Source organism: Caloramator quimbayensis, assembly GCF_900167605.1.
In the GTDB taxonomy this organism is placed as follows: Bacteria; Bacillota; Clostridia; order Clostridiales; family Caloramatoraceae; genus Caloramator_B; species Caloramator_B quimbayensis.
In genome coordinates this window covers 48,232-65,393 of the sequence record NZ_FUYH01000004.1, presented here as the reverse complement: position 1 = coordinate 65,393, position 17,162 = coordinate 48,232, and the positions used below count along the sequence as shown (strand labels likewise).

Sequence of the window (17,162 nt, the reverse complement as noted above, 5' to 3'; positions counted from 1 at the left end):
TTATATTTGAAAAGATAAGATACTAAAAATTATGTATTTTCGTAATTAAAGACTATGAATATAGTCATTATAGTTTTCTTTAAAGTTTAGGTTAAAAAATATTTTTTAGTTCTCTTCTAAGATAATCTATAGCATACATTGCCGCTCTTTCTCTTATTTTTTGCCTGTCCCCCGAAAAATTATATCTTACTGTTTTAACATTTCCATCTATGCAAAGTCCTATATATACAAGTCCAACGGGTTTTTCATCGCTTCCTCCGCCTGGGCCTGCTATTCCGGTAGTTGAAATGCCAATTCTCGTATTTGAAGCTTTTGCAATCCCTAATGCCATCTCCGCTGCCACCTGACTGCTTACAGCTCCATATTTTTGTAATGTTTCTTTTTTAACTTTCAAGCGGCTTATTTTTGCTTCATTGCTGTAAGTTACAGCCCCTTCAATGAACACCTTTGAAATTCCCGGGTAGTTTATAAGCTTTGCCGCTAAAAGTCCGCCAGTACAGGATTCAGCAGTTGATATAGTTATATTTTTATCTAAAAGCATCCTCCCCACAACATTTTCAAGGGTATCATCGTCTTCTCCATAAACATAATCCAAAAGACGATTTTTTATTTCTTCAGCTATAGGTTCAATGAGCTTTTTAGCTTCAAATTCATCCTTTGCTCTTGCTGTTATTCTAAGGATTGCTTCATTTTGTTTTGCATAGGGTGCAACTGTTGGATTTGTCATGTTTTCTATTAAATCCGAAACCTTCTCTGCCATAGAACTTTCCCCTATTCCAAAGGTTCTTATTACCTTAGATACTATTGCACCATCAATATATTTTTTAATATAGGGGACAACATAATTTTCAAACATGGGTATCATCTCAAAGGGAGGCCCTGGGAGCATAATAAGCATTTTACCTTTTTCATCTATTATGCATCCAGGTGCTGTACCGTTTTCATTTGGAAGTATAACAGCCCCTTCAGGGAAATATGCCTGCTTTTCATTACTTTTTACAAAATCTCTATTTAATTTTTTAAAGTACCCCTTAATTTCCTCAAGCAAATCCTCGTGAAGGATAAGATTTTTCCCAAAATATTCTGCTCCAATCTCCTTTGTTAAATCATCCTTTGTAGGCCCGAGACCTCCTGTTGTTATAACCACATCCGCCCTTTTAAAAGCTATATCATAGGCTTTTTTTAATCTTTCGTTGTTATCGCCCACAACAGTTTGAAAATAGACAAATATTCCTAAGTCTGCAAGCCTTTTTGAAAGATATTGGGCATTTGTATTTAGTATATCTCCAAGCAAAAGCTCAGTTCCAACTGATAATATTTCAGCTATCATTTTATCACTCCTAATTTTATACCCTTCCTATTTCAACATCCGAACAAAATATTTTAACAAAATCCATATTATAACGGTTATATATCAAGTCCCTAACAAGTCCTGTAAACCATTTATCTGCAAAGGGGCTTATAATAACCTCATCTATAAAATTTTCTATATTAACTCCAACATCTATAAAGGGAAGCTCTTTATCGTTAATAACAATTGCCCTGATTTCCCTTTCATATTCATAAAATTTTGGCTTTAAAAGGAAGAAGTTTTTTGCGGCCTCTTTGTTTATTATTAATGGAGGAACGTCTATGTTTAAGCCGCATTTATTATAATCAACATATTTTACTTTATACAGCTTGGCCCCTGAATTTAAAAGTACTTTGCTTAGTTTTCCAACAGTAGTTTTTACAGCAACTCCATATCTTTTAGAATATATATGCCACATAGCATAGGATTCGCTTTGAAATATGCTCCAGCTGTTTATATAGGTTTTTCTCCTAAAATTATAAAAATCGCAATAGTATTTTTGAAAGCTCCTTGGTACTTTTCCTTCAAACTCATCCTCAAATTTATCCGCCCTTGTGAAATGAAGGCTTTTATATTCTAAAAAACCTAAAAACTCAGGAAAGTCCATGTATTTACAAATAATATCATTAGAATAAGGAATAAATTCTTTAAACCTCTCCTCTTCATTTTTCATAAAACATTTCACCTTTTAAATTAAAGCCTGTTTTTTATTGTCTCTGCTGCTTCACTTATTTCTATAATATTTTGTGCCCCTGTGCTCATATTTTTTAAGGAAACCATCTTCCTTTGCAGTTCATCCTCACCAATGAGAATCACATAGGGAATATTAAGCTTATCCGCATAAGCAAACTTCTTTCCTATTTTAGCATCTTCATAGTAAATTTCACATACGATTCCTTCATTCCTTAATGAATTAGCAACTTCTATAGAATAATCGAGAGTTTCTCCCATAGGAATAAGCAATACTTCAGATAGTGTAGATGAAGCGTTTTCGCCAATTATTTCAGCTTCCCTCAGCTGATAGAAAAGCCTCGTTAAGCCTATGGATATACCAACTCCCGGAAGTTTTTGATCTGTATAGAATTCAGCAAGATTATCGTATCTTCCGCCCGAGCATACGCTTCCTATTTGGGGATAATTATTAAGAATAGTTTCATATACAGTACCTGTATAATAGTCAAGTCCTCTTGCTATAGTCAAATCAATTATAAAATTCTTTTCTGGAACGTTAAAACATCTAATATAGTGCACAACTTTATTAAGTTCATCAAGTCCTAAAAGGAACTGTTCATTTTCTATATTAAGTTCTTTAAGCTTTAATAATATATCATCATTAGAGCCTTTAATTCCTATAAACTCCATTATCCTTTCTATAGAATCTTTTTCAATTCCTATTTCCTCAAGCTCTTTAATTACTGCATCATAACCTATTTTTTCAAGCTTATCTATTATCCTTAATACTTCAATTTTTTTATCTACCTTGACAGATTCAAAGAAACCATTAAGAATCTTTCTGTTGTTTATGTGTATAGTAAAATCCTCAAATCCTAAATCTTTAAAGGTTGAGTATATTATACTTGGAATCTCCGCATCATTTATAATGCTTAGCTTTCCATTTCCTATTATATCTATATCACACTGATAAAATTCCCTGAAACGTCCCTTTTGGTTTCTCTCTCCCCTATAGACCTTTCCGATATGATATCTTCTAAAGGGGAAATTAAGTTCTGAAAAATGCTGTGCTACATATCGCGCAAGAGGTACAGTTAAATCAAATCTTAAAGATAAATCCGTATCTCCCTTTGTAAATCTATATATCTGCTTTTCCGTTTCTCCTCCTCCCTTTGCGAGAAGAACCTCTGATTTTTCTATAAGAGGTGTATCAAGTGGAACAAATCCATATTTTTCATAATTCCTTCTTATAGTGTCCATCATTTTATTGAATAAAATCTGATCTTTTGGCAAAAGCTCCATAAATCCCGGAAGAATAGAGGGTTTTACTTTTTGCTCCTTCATTTTTTCTCCTCCCAACTAAAAATTAATAATATCGATATTAACTGCATCAAATCCTAAAATAACTTTATCAGCATCATGCAGTTTATCTGATGAACCTACACCAATTGCATACATTCCTGCATTTTTTGCTGCCTCAATTCCCGCCTCTGCATCTTCAAAAACAACGCATTCCTTAGGGTCAATATTCAATTCCTTAGCAGCAAGCAGAAAAACTTCTGGATCCGGCTTTGCTTTTTTTACTTTATTGCCGTCTATTATGGCGTCGAAATATTTTTCAATTCCAAGATTATTTAATATAATCATTGCATTTTTACTTGCAGAGCCAAGGGCTGTTTTAATTCCATTTTCCCTTAAAGATATTAAAAACTTTTCTACACCTGTTAGAATTTCAGACTTATCGATTTTAGATATATATTCTACATACCAGTTGTTCTTTTTTTCGGCAAGCTTAATTTTAGTTTCATCGTCAAATTTTAGTCCTCCAACCTCAAGAAGTATTTCGAGAGACTTCATCCTGCTGACTCCCTTTAGTCTTTCATTATCTTTAATTGTGAATTCAAATCCAAGCTCCTCAGCAAGCCTTTTCCATGCAAGATAATGATATTTTGCAGTATCAACTATAACTCCATCCAAATCAAAAATACACCCTTTAACTGACATAATTAAACCCCCAAACAAAAATAGTTCTATAATCAAATAAACTATAGCATAAATGTCAAAGTATCTCAATCCTTTATATTTTATATGTCTGCAAATACTCCTATACCCATTTTTAGCGCTTTTTCATATATTTTATAAGCAGTTACAATATCCATAACCGATATACCTACGGTTTTGTATATTGTAATATCTTCTTTAGACCTTCTTCCTTTAATCTTTCCTGTTAACAGCTCTCCTATTTCTCCATCTATTCTATCCTTTGTTACAATACCTTTATCAATAGGGATTAAAATATCCCCTGCCTCAGATAAGACTGCTTCCTTAGAATCAACATAAAAACCATCTGCCTTTGAAACTATGTATTCATCCATCTCCTGCATATTTGGAGTGTAGGAGCCAACTCCATTTATATGTGCTCCTTTTTTTACCTTTTTTCCATCAAATACAGGATTTTTTGAAGTTGTAACTGCAGTTATAATATCAGCATTACAAACTGCCTCATCTGAAGATTTAACAGGTATAATCTTTGCATTATAATCTTTTAATTCTCTTTGCATATTTTCAGCAAACTCATAAGATTTTTCATATTCAAGGCTATAAACCCTTACTTCCTCAAGCTCTCTTACAGATAGCATAGCCTCAAGCTGGCATTTTGCCTGTCCTCCCGTCCCTATAAGAGCACCAATTTTTGAATCCTTATTTGAGAGAATATCGGTTGCAGCTCCAGAACCAGCACCTGTACGAAGCTGTGTCAAATATGTCCCATCCATTACACAGCAAACATCCCCAGCTGTTCCATCTAATAGTATCATCTTTGCAGGAACTGAAGGAATATTTTTTTGAGCATTTTTGGGGAATACGCTGACTATTTTAATTCCAAGGCTATTTAAATCCTCAACATATCCTGGCATAAACAAAGACTGTCCTTGGAATTTAGGAACATCTATATTTGTCCTTAAAGGAACTACGCTTTTACCCTCTGAATATAATTTGAAGGCTGTTTTTACTGCATCTATTGCATCCTTCATTGTAAATACTTTCTTTATATCTTCCTTCGTCAATAGTAACATACTATCCCTCCATGTTTTAAATATATATTCATTATAAAACTTTTCTTTATTTTTGTGCAATAATTCATTGCTTTAATTAATTATAGTATAATAAAAAACCCATAAACTTAAAAGCTAATACTCTTTAAATAATTAAGTTTATGGGTTTAAATAATCTTTATATTTATTTAAAATATTCAACCCCTGCTTCAAAAATCCTTTGATCCTTCTCAAAAGGAATATTTTTTAAAGTATATAAACCTATTCTTTCTGAATGTGCCATCTTCCCGAGTATTCTTCCATCAGGGCTTGTAATACCTTCAATAGCAAAGGCAGAACCATTAGGGTTAAAAGATATATCATAGGTCGGATTGCCTTCAAAATCAACATATTGAGTCGCTACCTGACCATTTTCAAATAGCTTTTCTATTATTTGCTTATTTGCAGCAAATCTTCCCTCTCCATGGGATATTGGAATTGCATAAACATCTCCAACATTTACATTATTAAACCACGGAGATTTATTAGATATTATTTTTGTCATAGCTATCCTCGACATGTGCCTTCCTATTTCATTGTAAGTTAAAGTTGGACTATCATCTTCCATATCCCTTATCTCTCCATAGGGTAAAAGACCAAGCTTAATAAGGGCTTGAAAACCGTTGCATATTCCAAGGATTAGTCCATACCTGTTTTTTATAAAATTCATAACTTCATATTTAATCTTTGGATTTCTAAATACTGTTGCAATGAATTTTCCTGAGCCGTCGGGTTCATCTCCAGCGCTGAATCCTCCTGGTATCATTATAATCTGAGAGTTTTTTATATTTTTTACCATCTCATCAACGGAGTTTTCAATATCTCTTGATGTTAGATTCCTAAAAACAGAAATATTAACCTTTGCACCTGCTCTTTCAAAAGCTGCTGCACTATCGTATTCACAATTGGTTCCTGGAAATACAGGAATAAAAACTTCTGGCTTTGCAAAATTTAAAACTGAATGTTTTTTATTGTTGACTTTACTTAATGGAGTAAATAAAACTCTCTCATAGTTTTTTGTCTTCGTATGAAATACCTTTTCTAATGGCCTCTCATAGGATTTAATGCATTCATCTAATGAAATGTAAACATCCTTTATTCTAATAAACTGCTCTGCCATAGTTAATCCTATAATTGAATATTCAATATCCTTAAATTCCTTTTCCAAATCACAATCATCATCTATTTCTAATACTAATGAGCCTATGTCAGGAGTAAACAGTTTATCGATGTCTGCTTCCTTTGAGAAAACAAATCCTATTTTATTTCCAAAGCACATCTTGCTTACAGCTTCAGATACTCCACCGTATCTTATAGTGTGGGCAGATAATATTTTGCCCTCTTTAATTAATTCTGTAATCTTTGAATAATTTTTTATAAGCATATCAAAACGAGGCATATCAAATTCATCTCTATCAAGTTCTACTTTTAAAACTCTGCTTCCTGCTTTTTTAAATTCAGGAGATATAACATCCTTAGCATCGCAGACATCAACTGCAAAGGCAACAAGGGTTGGAGGAACATCGAGGTCTTTAAAACTTCCCGACATGCTGTCTTTTCCGCCTATTGCCGGTATTTTAAGCATCTTTTGAGTATAAAAAGCTCCAAGAAGAGCGCTAAAAGGTTTACCCCACCTTTTAGGCTCATTTCTTAATCTTTCAAAGTACTCCTGAAGAGTTAACCTTACCCTGCTGTAGTCTCCTCCCATCGCAACGATTTTTGCAACAGCTTCAACTATAGCATAAACTCCCCCATGGAAAGGGCTCCACTTTGCAAGCTTTGGCTCATAACCATAGGTCATAAGTGTGCAGGTTGTAGTATCCGCAAAGGGTATTTTAGCTGCCATACCCTCAGTTAAAGTAAGCTGATATTTACCTCCATATGGCATAAGCACAGTTGAAGAACCTATTGTGCTGTCAAACATTTCAACAAGGCCCCTCTTGCTGCAGACAGATAAATCTTCAAGATTTAAAAGCCATCTCTCCTTTAAATTTTTATCACTATAAAATTCTCTTTCAAAGAAGCTGTTTTCTTTTAAAGGCTTTGAAACAAAAACGTCTGTATTTTGTTTTACTCCATTTGTATCAAGGAAATCCCTTGATATATCAACAATGTATTTTTCTCTCCATTTCATCTTAAGCCTTCTATCTTCAGTTATATACGCCACTACAGTAGCCTCTAAGTTTTCCTCTCTTGCATATTCTATAAATTTCTCTGCATCATCCTTTGATACAACAACAGCCATCCTCTCTTGGGATTCAGATATCGCAAGCTCTGTACCATCAAGACCTTCATATTTTTTAGGTACAGCATCAAGGTTAATATCAAGTCCCTCAGATAACTCCCCGATTGCAACCGAAACTCCTCCAGCACCAAAATCATTGCACCTTTTTATCATAGTGCTTACCTTAGGATTTTTAAAAAGCCTTTGAAGCTTTCTCTCCTCTACAGCATTACCCTTTTGAACCTCAGCGCCGCATTTAATTATTGACTCTTCATCGTGTTCCTTAGAAGAACCCGTAGCACCTCCGCATCCATCTCTTCCTGTCCTCCCTCCAACGAGTATAACTACATCCCCGAAAGCAGGTCTTTCCCTAAGTACATTTTTCTTTGGTGCTGCTCCAATTACTGCTCCTATTTCCATCCTCTTAGCAACAAAACCTTCATCATAAACCTCATCAACAAATCCAGTTGCAAGTCCTATCTGATTTCCATAGGAGCTGTAACCCCTTGCAGCCTCCCTTGTTATTTTTATCTGTGGAAGTTTTTGAGGAAGGGTATCTTCAATCTTAGTTCTCGGGTCGCCGCTTCCTGTAATTCTCATCGCCTGATATACATAGGCTCTTCCTGAAAGAGGATCCCTTATTGCTCCTCCAAGGCAGGTTGCTGCCCCTCCAAAGGGTTCAATCTCAGTGGGATGATTGTGGGTCTCATTTTTAAACATTATTAAATATTTTTCATTTTCTCCCTTTACATTTGCATCAACCTCAATGCTGCATGCATTTATTTCATCAGATATATCAAGGTCATTTAAAAGCCCTCTTTTTCTTAATTCCTTCATCGCAATAGTTGCAATATCCATAAGGCATATATCTTTTTTATTATTTTCATATACATACTCTCTGGATAAAATATATTCATGATATGCTTTTTCTAATATGTCTTTATATTGACTATCTTCAAATTTTATATCTTTTATTTTAGTAAGAAATGTAGTATGACGGCAATGATCTGACCAATAGGTATCTATAACCCTTATTTCAGTAATCGTAGGATTTCTATGTTCTTCATTTTTAAAATACTCTCTGCAAAATTTTAAATCCTCAAAGCTCATAGCAAATTCTTTTTCTTTATAGAATTTTAAAAGTTCATCCTCTGTAAAATCTATAAATCCTTCAAGCACATCTACATCCTTTGGCTTTTCAAAATCATAATCAATTTTATCAGGTTTTGTAAGGCTTGCTTCCCTCGAATCAACCGTGTTTATGCAATATTTCTTAATTCTCTCAAATTCTTCGTCAGATATATCTCCGTTTAATATTATAACCTTTGCAGCATGTACCAAAGGCCTTTCTTTTCCCGTCAATATCTGAATACATTGAGCTGCAGAATCTGCCCTTTGATCATATTGACCTGGTAGATACTCAACCGCAAAAACCCTATCACTTTCATTTAATTTAAATTCCTCTTCATAGGCATAGTCAACAGCAGGCTCTGATAAAACATTTTTTTTAGCCCTTTCAAACTCTTCCTCAGAGAGATTAGCAACGTCATATCGATTTAAAATTCTTACTCCTTTAATACTATTAATTCCAAGTCCCTCTCTTATTTCCTCTAATAATCTTATAGTCTCTACATTAAAATCAGGCTTTTTTTCAACAAACAACCTCTTAATATTGCTATTCATTTTCTCTACTCCTTACTAAATATTTGTTATATAACGAACATTAATTTGATTATTTGATTTATATTTTGTATTTTTACAAATATTATATCATATGAATAGATTTTTAAACAGCACAAATTAAAATTTATTTTAAAAAAGGTTCCTGTTGAAATTATTCCCAAATTGATATATTATTATAAAGACAAAAATGCAAACGATTCGCATTTAAGGAGGAAGGAAAATGAAAAGAAAAGTTTTATTAATATTAATAATCATAATTTTAATCTCAGCCTGTGCCTGCAGCAGAAGGAGCAGTACATACACCGATGAAACAAAAAAAATAGCTGTGTGCACAAGCTTTTATGCAATGTATGATTTTTCAAAAAAAATAGGCGGAGATAAGATAAACCTTATCAATCTTGTTCCTTCAGGCATTGAGCCCCATGATTGGGAGCCTTCTCCAAAGGATATAGCAAATTTAGAAAAAGCAGATGTTTTAATTTACAATGGCGCTGGAATGGAAGGATGGATAGATAAGGTAATAAACTCTTTAAGCAATAAAAAAATTATTGTAGTTGAAACATCAAAGAAAATAAATCTATTACAAAATGAAGATAGTGATGAGGATTTAAAATACGATCCCCATGTTTGGCTAAATCCTCTCAATGCAAAAATTCAAATGGAAGCAATAAAGGATGCCTTTATAAAAGCGGATCCTTCTAATAAAGACTATTATGAAAAAAACTTCCTTGAAAACTCAGCAAAATTAGATGAGCTTGATAAAGAATACAAGAATGCTGTTTTAAGCTTCAAAAGTAAAGATATAGTAGTTTCCCATAAAGCCTTTGGATATCTTTGCAGCACCTATGGATTAAATCAGGTAGCTATTGAGGGGATGTCAGCTGATGTCGAGCCTACTCCATCTAAGATGGCTGAAATAGTTAAATTTGCAAAGGATAATAAAGTTAAATACATTTTCTTTGAAGAACTTATAAGTCCAAAGGTTGCACAGGTAATTGCAAATGAATCAGGTGCAGAAACAGCTGTTCTAAACCCCTTTGAAGGGCTTAATGAAGAAGATATAAAAAAAGGTAAAGATTATTTCTCTGTAATGAAAGAAAACCTTGAAATATTAAAAACAGCATTGCAATAGAAGGTGATATTTTGAACGTAATTGATGTTAAAAATTTAAGTTTTGGGTATATGGATAATTTAATACTTAAAAATATAACTTTTTCAGTCGAAAAGGGGGACTTTTTAGGGATTATAGGTCCAAATGGAAGCGGAAAAAGTACTCTGTTAAAATTGATGCTTAAAATATTAACTCCTCTCAGCGGAGAAATAAAGCTATTAGGAGAAGATATAAAAAGTTTCAAGGATTGGGGCAGTATAGGATATGTCTCTCAAAAAGCAAATTCCTTTAATACAAGCTTTCCTGCCACAGTAGAGGAAGTTGTAGGCGCAAACTTATTTGCAAAAATAGGGCTATTTAAAATCCCTGATAAGAATCACCATGATATGATTTTAAAAGCTCTTCAGTTAGTAGGGCTTGAAGACTGCTCTAAAAAACTTATAGGAAACCTTTCAGGAGGCCAGCAGCAAAGAGTATTCATAGCAAGGGCACTTATAAATAATCCAAAGATACTCTTTCTTGATGAACCGACAGTTGGTATAGATTCAAAATCTGAAAGCGCACTTTATTGTCTTTTAGCCAAACTTCAAAAAGAATTAGGTATAACTATAATAATGGTTACCCATGATATTCAAGATATTGCACTTCATGCGAATAAGCTTTTATATCTAAGCGAAAGCGGTATTATAAGCTATACTCAAAACGAAAATATAAAGGCAGAATTCATAAAACAAATTTATGGCATTGATTTAAAATTAGACTGCCATAATTGCAAAAACAACTTGAAGAAAGAAGGTATCAAATGTTAGATATTTTTCAATATGACTTTATGCAAAAAGCTTTTATAATAGGTATTTTTATTGCTGCAATAACTCCATGCATTGGTGTTATTGTGGTATTAAAAAGGCTGTCAATGATTGGAGATTCCCTGTCCCATAACTCTTTAGCAGGAGTTGCCGCCGGTCTTGCCTTTGGTATAAATCCTGTTCTTGGCGCAGTAATTTTTTCTATTATCGCTGCCTTTAGCATTGAAATTATAAGAAAGTCATTCCCAAAATATGCTGAAATAGCAATAGCAGTTATAATGTCAACCGGAATAGGTCTTGCAGGAATACTATCAGGATTTGTCAAAAACTCTTCAAGTTTTAACAGTTTTCTATTTGGAAGCATAGTTGCAGTAAGCAGTTTAGAATTATTAATGGTAATAATTTTAAGTCTTTGTGTAATTATAACCGTAATACTATTATACAAAGAATTGTTTTATATAACTTTCGATGAAGAAGCTGCTAAGCTTTGCGGAATACCCGTTAAAGCAATAAACTTTATATTTACTCTTTTAACAGCAGTTACAATATCAATTTCAGCAAGAACAGTTGGAGCTCTTGTTGTTTCATCCCTTATGGTTCTTCCTGTAGCTTGTGCACTGCAAATAGCTAAAAGCTATAAGCAAACATTTATTTATTCAATAATGTTCTCTGAGTTCTCAACAGTTTCAGGGCTTTTTATATCATATTATGCCAACCTGAAACCGGGGGGAACGATTGTTATAATCAACGTAATTATACTTATTTGTCTTCTAATTATTAACAGATTAACTGATTTAAATTCGAGAAAAAAATTTAAGGAAAATATGGAATCTGTTTAGGGGGATGGTTTTTTGAAAGATAAAGATATTAATCAGATGTTTTTAAGCATCGGAATTAAAAATACAAAACACAGAAGAGATATAATTAAAATATTAGATGCTTCAAATAAACCTTTATCTGTAGAAGAAATTTATTTGTTATTAAAGGAGAATAATTCATCAATAAATCTTTCAACAGTTTATAGAACCATGGAGAAGCTTATTGAAAAAAATATTATAATTCAAAATAATCCTTTTAACGATAATATATATAGATACCAGATGTGTAAAGATAAACACAGACATCATATAGTATGTATAAAGTGCAGCAAAATAGTTGAAATAGAAGAATGCCCCTTTAAAGATTTTGAAGATAAAATAAAAAAAGAAACTGGATTTGATATAGAAAATCATAAATTTGAAATATACGGTTACTGCAATAATTGCAAAAAGAATAAGGAATAAAATAAAAAAATCAAAAACATGTTTTAATTAAAATATTTTGGGAAATAATATAAATGGCGATTTAATACACAAAGTACTAATCCCTAATCCAAAACCACAGGAGGTTTATAAAATGCCCGATAAGACAATAGTTTGCAAAGACTGCAACAAAGAATTTGTATTTACCGAAGGAGAGCAGGAATTCTATAAAGAAAAAGGATTCCAAAACGAACCCTTAAGATGTCCAGAATGCCGCAAAGCAAGAAAGCAGGAAAGACGTTCAAACTCAAGGGATTTCAGACATTAAATTTTAAAGGAGAGCATGATGCTCTCCTTTTTTCTTATATATGCTTGTAAAGCCAGTTTATTATATCTTCCATTACCTCGTCCTTATTTATTTCGTTCAGCATTTCATGCCTTCCATCTTTATAAAACTTATATTCTACATCCTTTATACCAAGATTTTTATATTCATTAATAAGCCATCTTACTGTTTTACAATTACTGCCTACAGGATCCATATCTCCATTCATTATATATATTGGAAGTTCCTTAGGAATTTTACTCATACTATCTCTCTTATGTATTTCTTTTAACGCTTTAAAGAAATCATAATAAAAACTCGTAGTAGATGGGAAACCGCAGAATTCATCTTTTATATATTTATCTACTTCCTTTTCATCACGGCTTAGCCAATCGCACTCAGTCTTTACGGGTTTAAACTTATTATTATAACTTCCAAAGGACATTTTTTGAAGCCTTAAACTTGGAGACTTAGGTCCAAGCCTTTTAACCTCATTTTTAGCAATAAGCATCCCAATATCAAGCATAATGCCCTGTTTTCCCATTGTACCTGAAAGAATAACGCCCTTTAATTTATGACCATATTTTTCTATATAGCTTTGAGAAATTAAAGAACCCATACTGTGCCCAAATAAAAACACCGGAAGATTTGGATTTTCCCTTTTTATTATTTCATTAAGTTCATCTAAATCCTTCACCATCCAATTAAATCCATCTTCTCCCGCATATCCAAGATTCTCTTTAGTTGCAGCTGTCTTTCCATGACCTCTGTGATCATTAGCATAAACTGCAAAACCCTTTGATGTTAAATAAGCAGCAAAGTTTTCATAACGATAAGCATGCTCTGCAAGACCGTGAGCTATTTGAACAACAGCCTTTACCTTTGTACCATCATCAGGGAGCCACTTATATACATAAATATTTTCTCCTGCAGTGTCCTTAAAAGTAAAATTCCCCCTTATCATAAAAATCCCCCTCTTATTAAATTATAATTCTATTATATATCAATAATATCAGAATTTTCCACAGCTTCTTTTATTAATTCTTCTTTATTTAATACGCTTTCAGAATTCTCAATATCCTTTAGTCTTGGTTTTGTTTTAGGATGTTTTGGTACAAATATTGTACAGCAGTCTTCATAAGGAAGTATTGATATATCATAGGTACCTACCTGTCTTGATATATCCATAATATCTACCTTATCCATACCCACAAGTGGTCTGAATATAGGCATATTGATTCCGTTTGTAGTTACATACATACTCTCTAAGGTCTGGCTCGCAACCTGTCCAAGGCTCTCCCCTGTTACAATACACAGCCCTCCCTCTTTTTTGGCTATTTCCTCTGCTATCTTTGCCATAAACCTTCTCATTATAATTGTAAGTTCATCTTCTCTGCACTTTTCTATTATTTCCATCTGTATCTTAGTAAAAGGAACAACATATAATTTAATTCTTCCTGTATACTCAGATAATTTTTTAGCAAGATCTATAACCTTCTCCTTTGCTCTTTCGCTTGTATAGGGATGGCTGTGATAATATACACAGACTATTTCAAGTCCTCTCTTTGCCATCATATATCCAGCAACAGGGCTGTCTATTCCTCCTGATAAAAGCAGTACTCCTTTTCCTGCGCTTTTATAGGGCATTCCCATTGCTCCTTTATATTCTTTAGAGTACACATAGGCATTTTCTCTTATTTCAACATTAACTATAATCTCAGGTTTATGTACATCGACCTTAATATCTGAAATATTTTTAAGTATATATCCTCCAACTTCCCTTGAAACTTCTAATGAATTCATTGGAAAACTTTTGTCAGCCCTTTTTGTCTCTACTTTAAAGGTTTTAACATCCATATCCCTTAGCTGTGAAACAGCTGCCATACCAATCTTTTCTATATCCTTCTCAGTTACGTCTGCAACTGTAACAGATTGAACTCCAAATACCTTAGTAATTTTATTTAACATATATTCATCATAATCATCTATGAAAATTCTTCCGAGATCCTTTGTTATTTTATGATTTTTTCCTATCCTTTCTTTAATATTCTTTATAAGCAAGTCCTCAAAAACCTTTCTATTTAAGCCCTTTAGAGAAATCTCGCTGGCGTATTTTACTAAAAGCTTTTTCATTTCTTTATCCTCCTTAAAAACGTAAGAATTTTCTTCAGCGCATCAATAGCAGCATCAACTTCTTCAATTGTATTTAGATATGAAAAGCTAAACCTTACAGCCCCAGTAATATCCTTTTCGCTAAGACCTATTTCTGGAAGGACATAATTTTTATGAGAAGATTTTTTTGCCGAACAGGCAGAACCTGTTGAAACATATATATCATAGTCCTCAAGAGCATGAAGAAGAACCTCTCCCTTAATTCCTCTAAAGGATACATTTAAAATATTTCCTATATGGAAATCATCAATAGGACTGTTAACTTTTATGTCGTCAAATTCATTTAACCTTTCAACAAAATGTTTCTTTACCGCATTCACTTTTTTTATTTTATCTTCCATATTATCTAATATAATTCCTGCAGCTACCCCAAAGCCTGATATCATAGGAAGGTTTTCAGTACCTGATCTTAAATCTCTCTCCTGCCCCCCCCCTGAAATGAGAGGTTTTATGTTTAATCCTTTTTTTATGTAAAGAGCTCCTGCTCCCTTGGGGCCGTGTATTTTATGGGAACTTAAAGACATCAAATCTACATCCATGCTTTTAACATCTATCTTAATTTTCCCTGCTGATTGAACGGCATCAACATGTATTTTTGTTTTTTTGTTACTATTTCTAACTATGTTAATTATCTGCTCTATTGGTTGAATAGAGCCTATTTCATTATTTACATGCATGATAGTTACAAGCCTTGTATTTTCCCTTATTGAATCTTTAAGCTGATTAATATCAACGACTCCATTTGCATCAACATTTAAATATGTAACCTCTATTCCTTCTTCCTCAATTTCTTTAAGAGTTTTTAAAACACTCGGGTGTTCAATTTTTGAACTTATAACGTGGTCTCCCTTCTTTAAAATGCCTTTTATAGCTGTGTTGTTAGACTCGCTTCCTCCTGAAGTAAATATTATATCACTTGTCTGTGCATTTATAAGCCTTGCAACATTTTCTCTTGCAGCTTTCATCCTTTTTTCGGCCTCAACGCCAAGTCTGTGGGCAGAAGAGGGATTACCGAAATACTTTTCCATACAAAGTAAAACCTCTTCCACAACTTCCCTGTGGGGTTTAGTTGTTGCGCTGTTATCAAAATATATCATATTAAAGTGCCTCCCCTGTTTTTTTGCGAAACCTATGTTCATAACAATTTTAATCCACAATAGAAATATATTTCTATTTTTCTTCTTTGTCAACAATATGATTGTTTTTCTTTATATTCTGCAACATATATATTTATTACTCATAAAATATATAATAAGGCAAAACTTCGAGGTGAGTTCAATGTATCATAAACACCAATTTTCAGGAATAACTTCTTACTGCGATGAGCATGAACACAGCTACTGCAGTGAAAGCACAATAGCCCTTGACAAATCATCACATCTTCACTATCTAAAAGGAGTTACATCCTTTTCTAATGGGCACTGCCATTCATACTGCATAGTATCTGAAGAAGACATTGAAATACCAGGCGGCGGACATGTGCACCTTTATAAAGGAGTTACAGATGTCTGCGAAGGTCATACTCATCATATAACAGGATACACCTATACAGCTTAGAATATTTTAAAAAATAAACGCCACAAGTATATACTTACCTGTGGCGTTTAATATTATATAAATTCTTCAATAATTCCACAACCAAGCCTTCTTCCCGATGCTCCGGATGGCTGTGTTTTATAATATGAATATTTATTATAAAAGTACATAATATTTTTCTTTTTTTTCAAATCAATTAACAATATATTGATTTGAAACATAAAATAATAAAAAGGTATTCAACTCGAAATGCGGGGGTGTATTTTTTGATATCAAAAATTTGTAGGCAAACTATTCGAAGCAGTAAAGTAATCTACATTTTAGCTTTAATTATGATGATATTTTTTTATAACTCAAAAGAGGTTTTGGCTGAATCTGAAAACAAAGATAACACATCAATTGAATCTAAAAATGAAAGTACAGAGGATAATAGTCAATCTTTTTACATTATGAAAAAACTCTCCATGGACAGCGATGTAATAATAACATCAGAGGGCTTAGAGTCAGCTCCATATAAAATAATGGTAAGCATTGCTGATCAAAAGGTATATATACTTAAAATTGAAGATGATGATATAAAATTAGAAAAAACGATGATATGCTCAACAGGGAAAGACAAAACTCCAACTCCCACCGGAACATTTAAGCTTCCTCCTGATAATAGCCGCAACGTAGGAAAATGGTATTATTTTAGTGAATTCAAAGTTTATGCACAATACTATAGAAGAATATACAAAGGTTTCTTGTTCCATTCAGTATTATTCAGTAAACCCGATCCAAAAGCTTTAATAAGTTCTTCGGTTAAAAACCTTGGAAATAAAGCTTCCCATGGATGTATACGTCTTTCTGTAGAAGATGCCAAATGGATGTATGAAAACATAAAAGGCGGAACTACAGTTGAAATAGTTTCATATAGTTTAAAGGATATTAATAAAATGTAAGCAGGGAA

At 33.0% G+C, this 17,162-nt stretch carries 17 protein-coding genes; 7 read left to right on the top strand and 10 right to left on the bottom strand.

The genetic code is table 11. The features are described 5' to 3' along the window. Positions 1 to 91: 91 nt before the first annotated feature. From B5D15_RS03405 to B5D15_RS03380, 6 genes are all read right to left on the bottom strand, one after another. Positions 92 to 1,330 carry a competence/damage-inducible protein A gene (locus B5D15_RS03405; RefSeq protein ID WP_078695707.1) on the bottom strand — a complete coding sequence of 413 codons (1,239 nt, stop codon included), beginning with the start codon at positions 1,328 to 1,330 and terminating at the stop codon, positions 92 to 94. 16 nt (positions 1,331 to 1,346) lie between these two features. After that, positions 1,347 to 2,024 (bottom strand): DUF2971 domain-containing protein, encoded by a 678-nt coding sequence (locus B5D15_RS03400; RefSeq protein ID WP_078695706.1) that lies wholly within the window; start codon positions 2,022 to 2,024, stop codon positions 1,347 to 1,349. Between the two features lie 20 nt (positions 2,025 to 2,044). Then, a complete protein-coding gene (gene hisS, locus B5D15_RS03395; protein WP_078695705.1) occupies positions 2,045 to 3,367 on the bottom strand; it encodes a histidine--tRNA ligase in 1,323 nt (440 codons plus the stop codon). 15 nt (positions 3,368 to 3,382) lie between these two features. Next, positions 3,383 to 4,027, bottom strand: a complete 645-nt coding sequence (gene pgmB / locus B5D15_RS03390) for a beta-phosphoglucomutase (protein WP_207651444.1) — start codon at positions 4,025 to 4,027, stop codon at positions 3,383 to 3,385. Positions 4,028 to 4,107: 80 nt separating this feature from the next. After that, positions 4,108 to 5,097, bottom strand: a complete 990-nt coding sequence (locus tag B5D15_RS03385) for an ornithine cyclodeaminase family protein (protein WP_078695704.1) — start codon at positions 5,095 to 5,097, stop codon at positions 4,108 to 4,110. A 163-nt stretch (positions 5,098 to 5,260) separates the two neighbouring features. Continuing rightward, positions 5,261 to 9,022 (bottom strand): phosphoribosylformylglycinamidine synthase, encoded by a 3,762-nt coding sequence (locus B5D15_RS03380; protein ID WP_078695703.1) that lies wholly within the window; start codon positions 9,020 to 9,022, stop codon positions 5,261 to 5,263. A 220-nt stretch (positions 9,023 to 9,242) separates the two neighbouring features. Between B5D15_RS03380 and B5D15_RS03375 the strand changes: the two genes are divergently transcribed. The 5 genes from B5D15_RS03375 to B5D15_RS03355 all read left to right on the top strand — a co-directional run bounded on the left by B5D15_RS03375 (position 9,243) and on the right by B5D15_RS03355 (position 12,508). Then, positions 9,243 to 10,154: a metal ABC transporter substrate-binding protein gene (locus B5D15_RS03375; RefSeq protein WP_078695702.1), complete on the top strand. Its 912-nt coding sequence runs from the start codon at positions 9,243 to 9,245 to the stop codon at positions 10,152 to 10,154. Between the two features lie 11 nt (positions 10,155 to 10,165). After that, positions 10,166 to 10,942, top strand: coding sequence for a metal ABC transporter ATP-binding protein (locus tag B5D15_RS03370; protein WP_242948684.1), 777 nt, complete (start codon positions 10,166 to 10,168; stop codon positions 10,940 to 10,942). Continuing rightward, positions 10,936 to 11,778 (top strand): metal ABC transporter permease, encoded by an 843-nt coding sequence (locus tag B5D15_RS03365; RefSeq protein ID WP_078695701.1) that lies wholly within the window; start codon positions 10,936 to 10,938, stop codon positions 11,776 to 11,778. Before B5D15_RS03370 ends, B5D15_RS03365 begins: the two co-directional genes overlap by 7 nt. 12 nt (positions 11,779 to 11,790) lie before the next feature. Beyond that, positions 11,791 to 12,222, top strand: coding sequence for a Fur family transcriptional regulator (locus B5D15_RS03360; RefSeq protein WP_078695700.1), 432 nt, complete (start codon positions 11,791 to 11,793; stop codon positions 12,220 to 12,222). Positions 12,223 to 12,334: 112 nt separating this feature from the next. Continuing rightward, on the top strand, positions 12,335 to 12,508 hold the full coding sequence (locus B5D15_RS03355) for a zinc-ribbon domain-containing protein (protein ID WP_078695699.1): 174 nt from the start codon (positions 12,335 to 12,337) through the stop codon (positions 12,506 to 12,508). Between the two features lie 34 nt (positions 12,509 to 12,542). Here the strand turns inward: B5D15_RS03355 and B5D15_RS03350 are convergent, their stop codons facing one another. From B5D15_RS03350 to B5D15_RS03340, 3 genes are read right to left on the bottom strand one after another with little or no spacing between them, the layout of a single operon-like run. Continuing rightward, complete coding sequence (locus B5D15_RS03350) at positions 12,543 to 13,469, bottom strand: alpha/beta hydrolase (protein ID WP_078695698.1); 927 nt, start codon at positions 13,467 to 13,469, stop codon at positions 12,543 to 12,545. A 32-nt stretch (positions 13,470 to 13,501) separates the two neighbouring features. Continuing rightward, complete coding sequence (gene thiI, locus B5D15_RS03345; RefSeq protein ID WP_078695697.1) at positions 13,502 to 14,638, bottom strand: tRNA uracil 4-sulfurtransferase ThiI; 1,137 nt, start codon at positions 14,636 to 14,638, stop codon at positions 13,502 to 13,504. Beyond that, positions 14,635 to 15,774 (bottom strand): cysteine desulfurase family protein, encoded by a 1,140-nt coding sequence (locus tag B5D15_RS03340; protein ID WP_078695696.1) that lies wholly within the window; start codon positions 15,772 to 15,774, stop codon positions 14,635 to 14,637. Before B5D15_RS03340 ends, thiI begins: the two co-directional genes overlap by 4 nt. Before the next feature lie 181 nt (positions 15,775 to 15,955). Here B5D15_RS03340 and B5D15_RS03335 point away from each other — a divergent pair, with 181 nt between their 5' ends. Beyond that, on the top strand, positions 15,956 to 16,234 hold the full coding sequence (locus tag B5D15_RS03335) for a YmaF family protein (protein ID WP_179122178.1): 279 nt from the start codon (positions 15,956 to 15,958) through the stop codon (positions 16,232 to 16,234). Between the two features lie 53 nt (positions 16,235 to 16,287). On the opposite strand, the gene B5D15_RS15365 is transcribed toward B5D15_RS03335, so the two are convergent. Beyond that, positions 16,288 to 16,434: a hypothetical protein gene (locus B5D15_RS15365; protein WP_179122177.1), complete on the bottom strand. Its 147-nt coding sequence runs from the start codon at positions 16,432 to 16,434 to the stop codon at positions 16,288 to 16,290. A 45-nt stretch (positions 16,435 to 16,479) separates the two neighbouring features. On the opposite strand from B5D15_RS15365, the gene B5D15_RS03330 reads away from it, so the two are divergent. Continuing rightward, positions 16,480 to 17,154 carry a L,D-transpeptidase gene (locus B5D15_RS03330; protein ID WP_078695694.1) on the top strand — a complete coding sequence of 225 codons (675 nt, stop codon included), beginning with the start codon at positions 16,480 to 16,482 and terminating at the stop codon, positions 17,152 to 17,154. Positions 17,155 to 17,162: the final 8 nt, after the last annotated feature.

Coding starts and splice junctions, on each gene's coding strand:
- B5D15_RS15365 (WP_179122177.1), bottom strand. CDS start 16,434: ATGTTTCAAATCAATATATTGTTAATTGATTTGAAAAAAAAGAAAAAT.
- B5D15_RS03350 (WP_078695698.1), bottom strand. CDS start 13,469: ATGATAAGGGGGAATTTTACTTTTAAGGACACTGCAGGAGAAAATATT.
- B5D15_RS03385 (WP_078695704.1), bottom strand. CDS start 5,097: ATGTTACTATTGACGAAGGAAGATATAAAGAAAGTATTTACAATGAAG.
- B5D15_RS03375 (WP_078695702.1), top strand. CDS start 9,243: ATGAAAAGAAAAGTTTTATTAATATTAATAATCATAATTTTAATCTCA.
- hisS (WP_078695705.1), bottom strand. CDS start 3,367: ATGAAGGAGCAAAAAGTAAAACCCTCTATTCTTCCGGGATTTATGGAG.
- thiI (WP_078695697.1), bottom strand. CDS start 14,638: ATGAAAAAGCTTTTAGTAAAATACGCCAGCGAGATTTCTCTAAAGGGC.
- B5D15_RS03335 (WP_179122178.1), top strand. CDS start 15,956: ATGTATCATAAACACCAATTTTCAGGAATAACTTCTTACTGCGATGAG.
- B5D15_RS03400 (WP_078695706.1), bottom strand. CDS start 2,024: ATGAAAAATGAAGAGGAGAGGTTTAAAGAATTTATTCCTTATTCTAAT.
- B5D15_RS03365 (WP_078695701.1), top strand. CDS start 10,936: ATGTTAGATATTTTTCAATATGACTTTATGCAAAAAGCTTTTATAATA.
- B5D15_RS03340 (WP_078695696.1), bottom strand. CDS start 15,774: ATGATATATTTTGATAACAGCGCAACAACTAAACCCCACAGGGAAGTT.
- pgmB (WP_207651444.1), bottom strand. CDS start 4,027: ATGTCAGTTAAAGGGTGTATTTTTGATTTGGATGGAGTTATAGTTGAT.
- B5D15_RS03405 (WP_078695707.1), bottom strand. CDS start 1,330: ATGATAGCTGAAATATTATCAGTTGGAACTGAGCTTTTGCTTGGAGAT.
- B5D15_RS03355 (WP_078695699.1), top strand. CDS start 12,335: ATGCCCGATAAGACAATAGTTTGCAAAGACTGCAACAAAGAATTTGTA.
- B5D15_RS03380 (WP_078695703.1), bottom strand. CDS start 9,022: ATGAATAGCAATATTAAGAGGTTGTTTGTTGAAAAAAAGCCTGATTTT.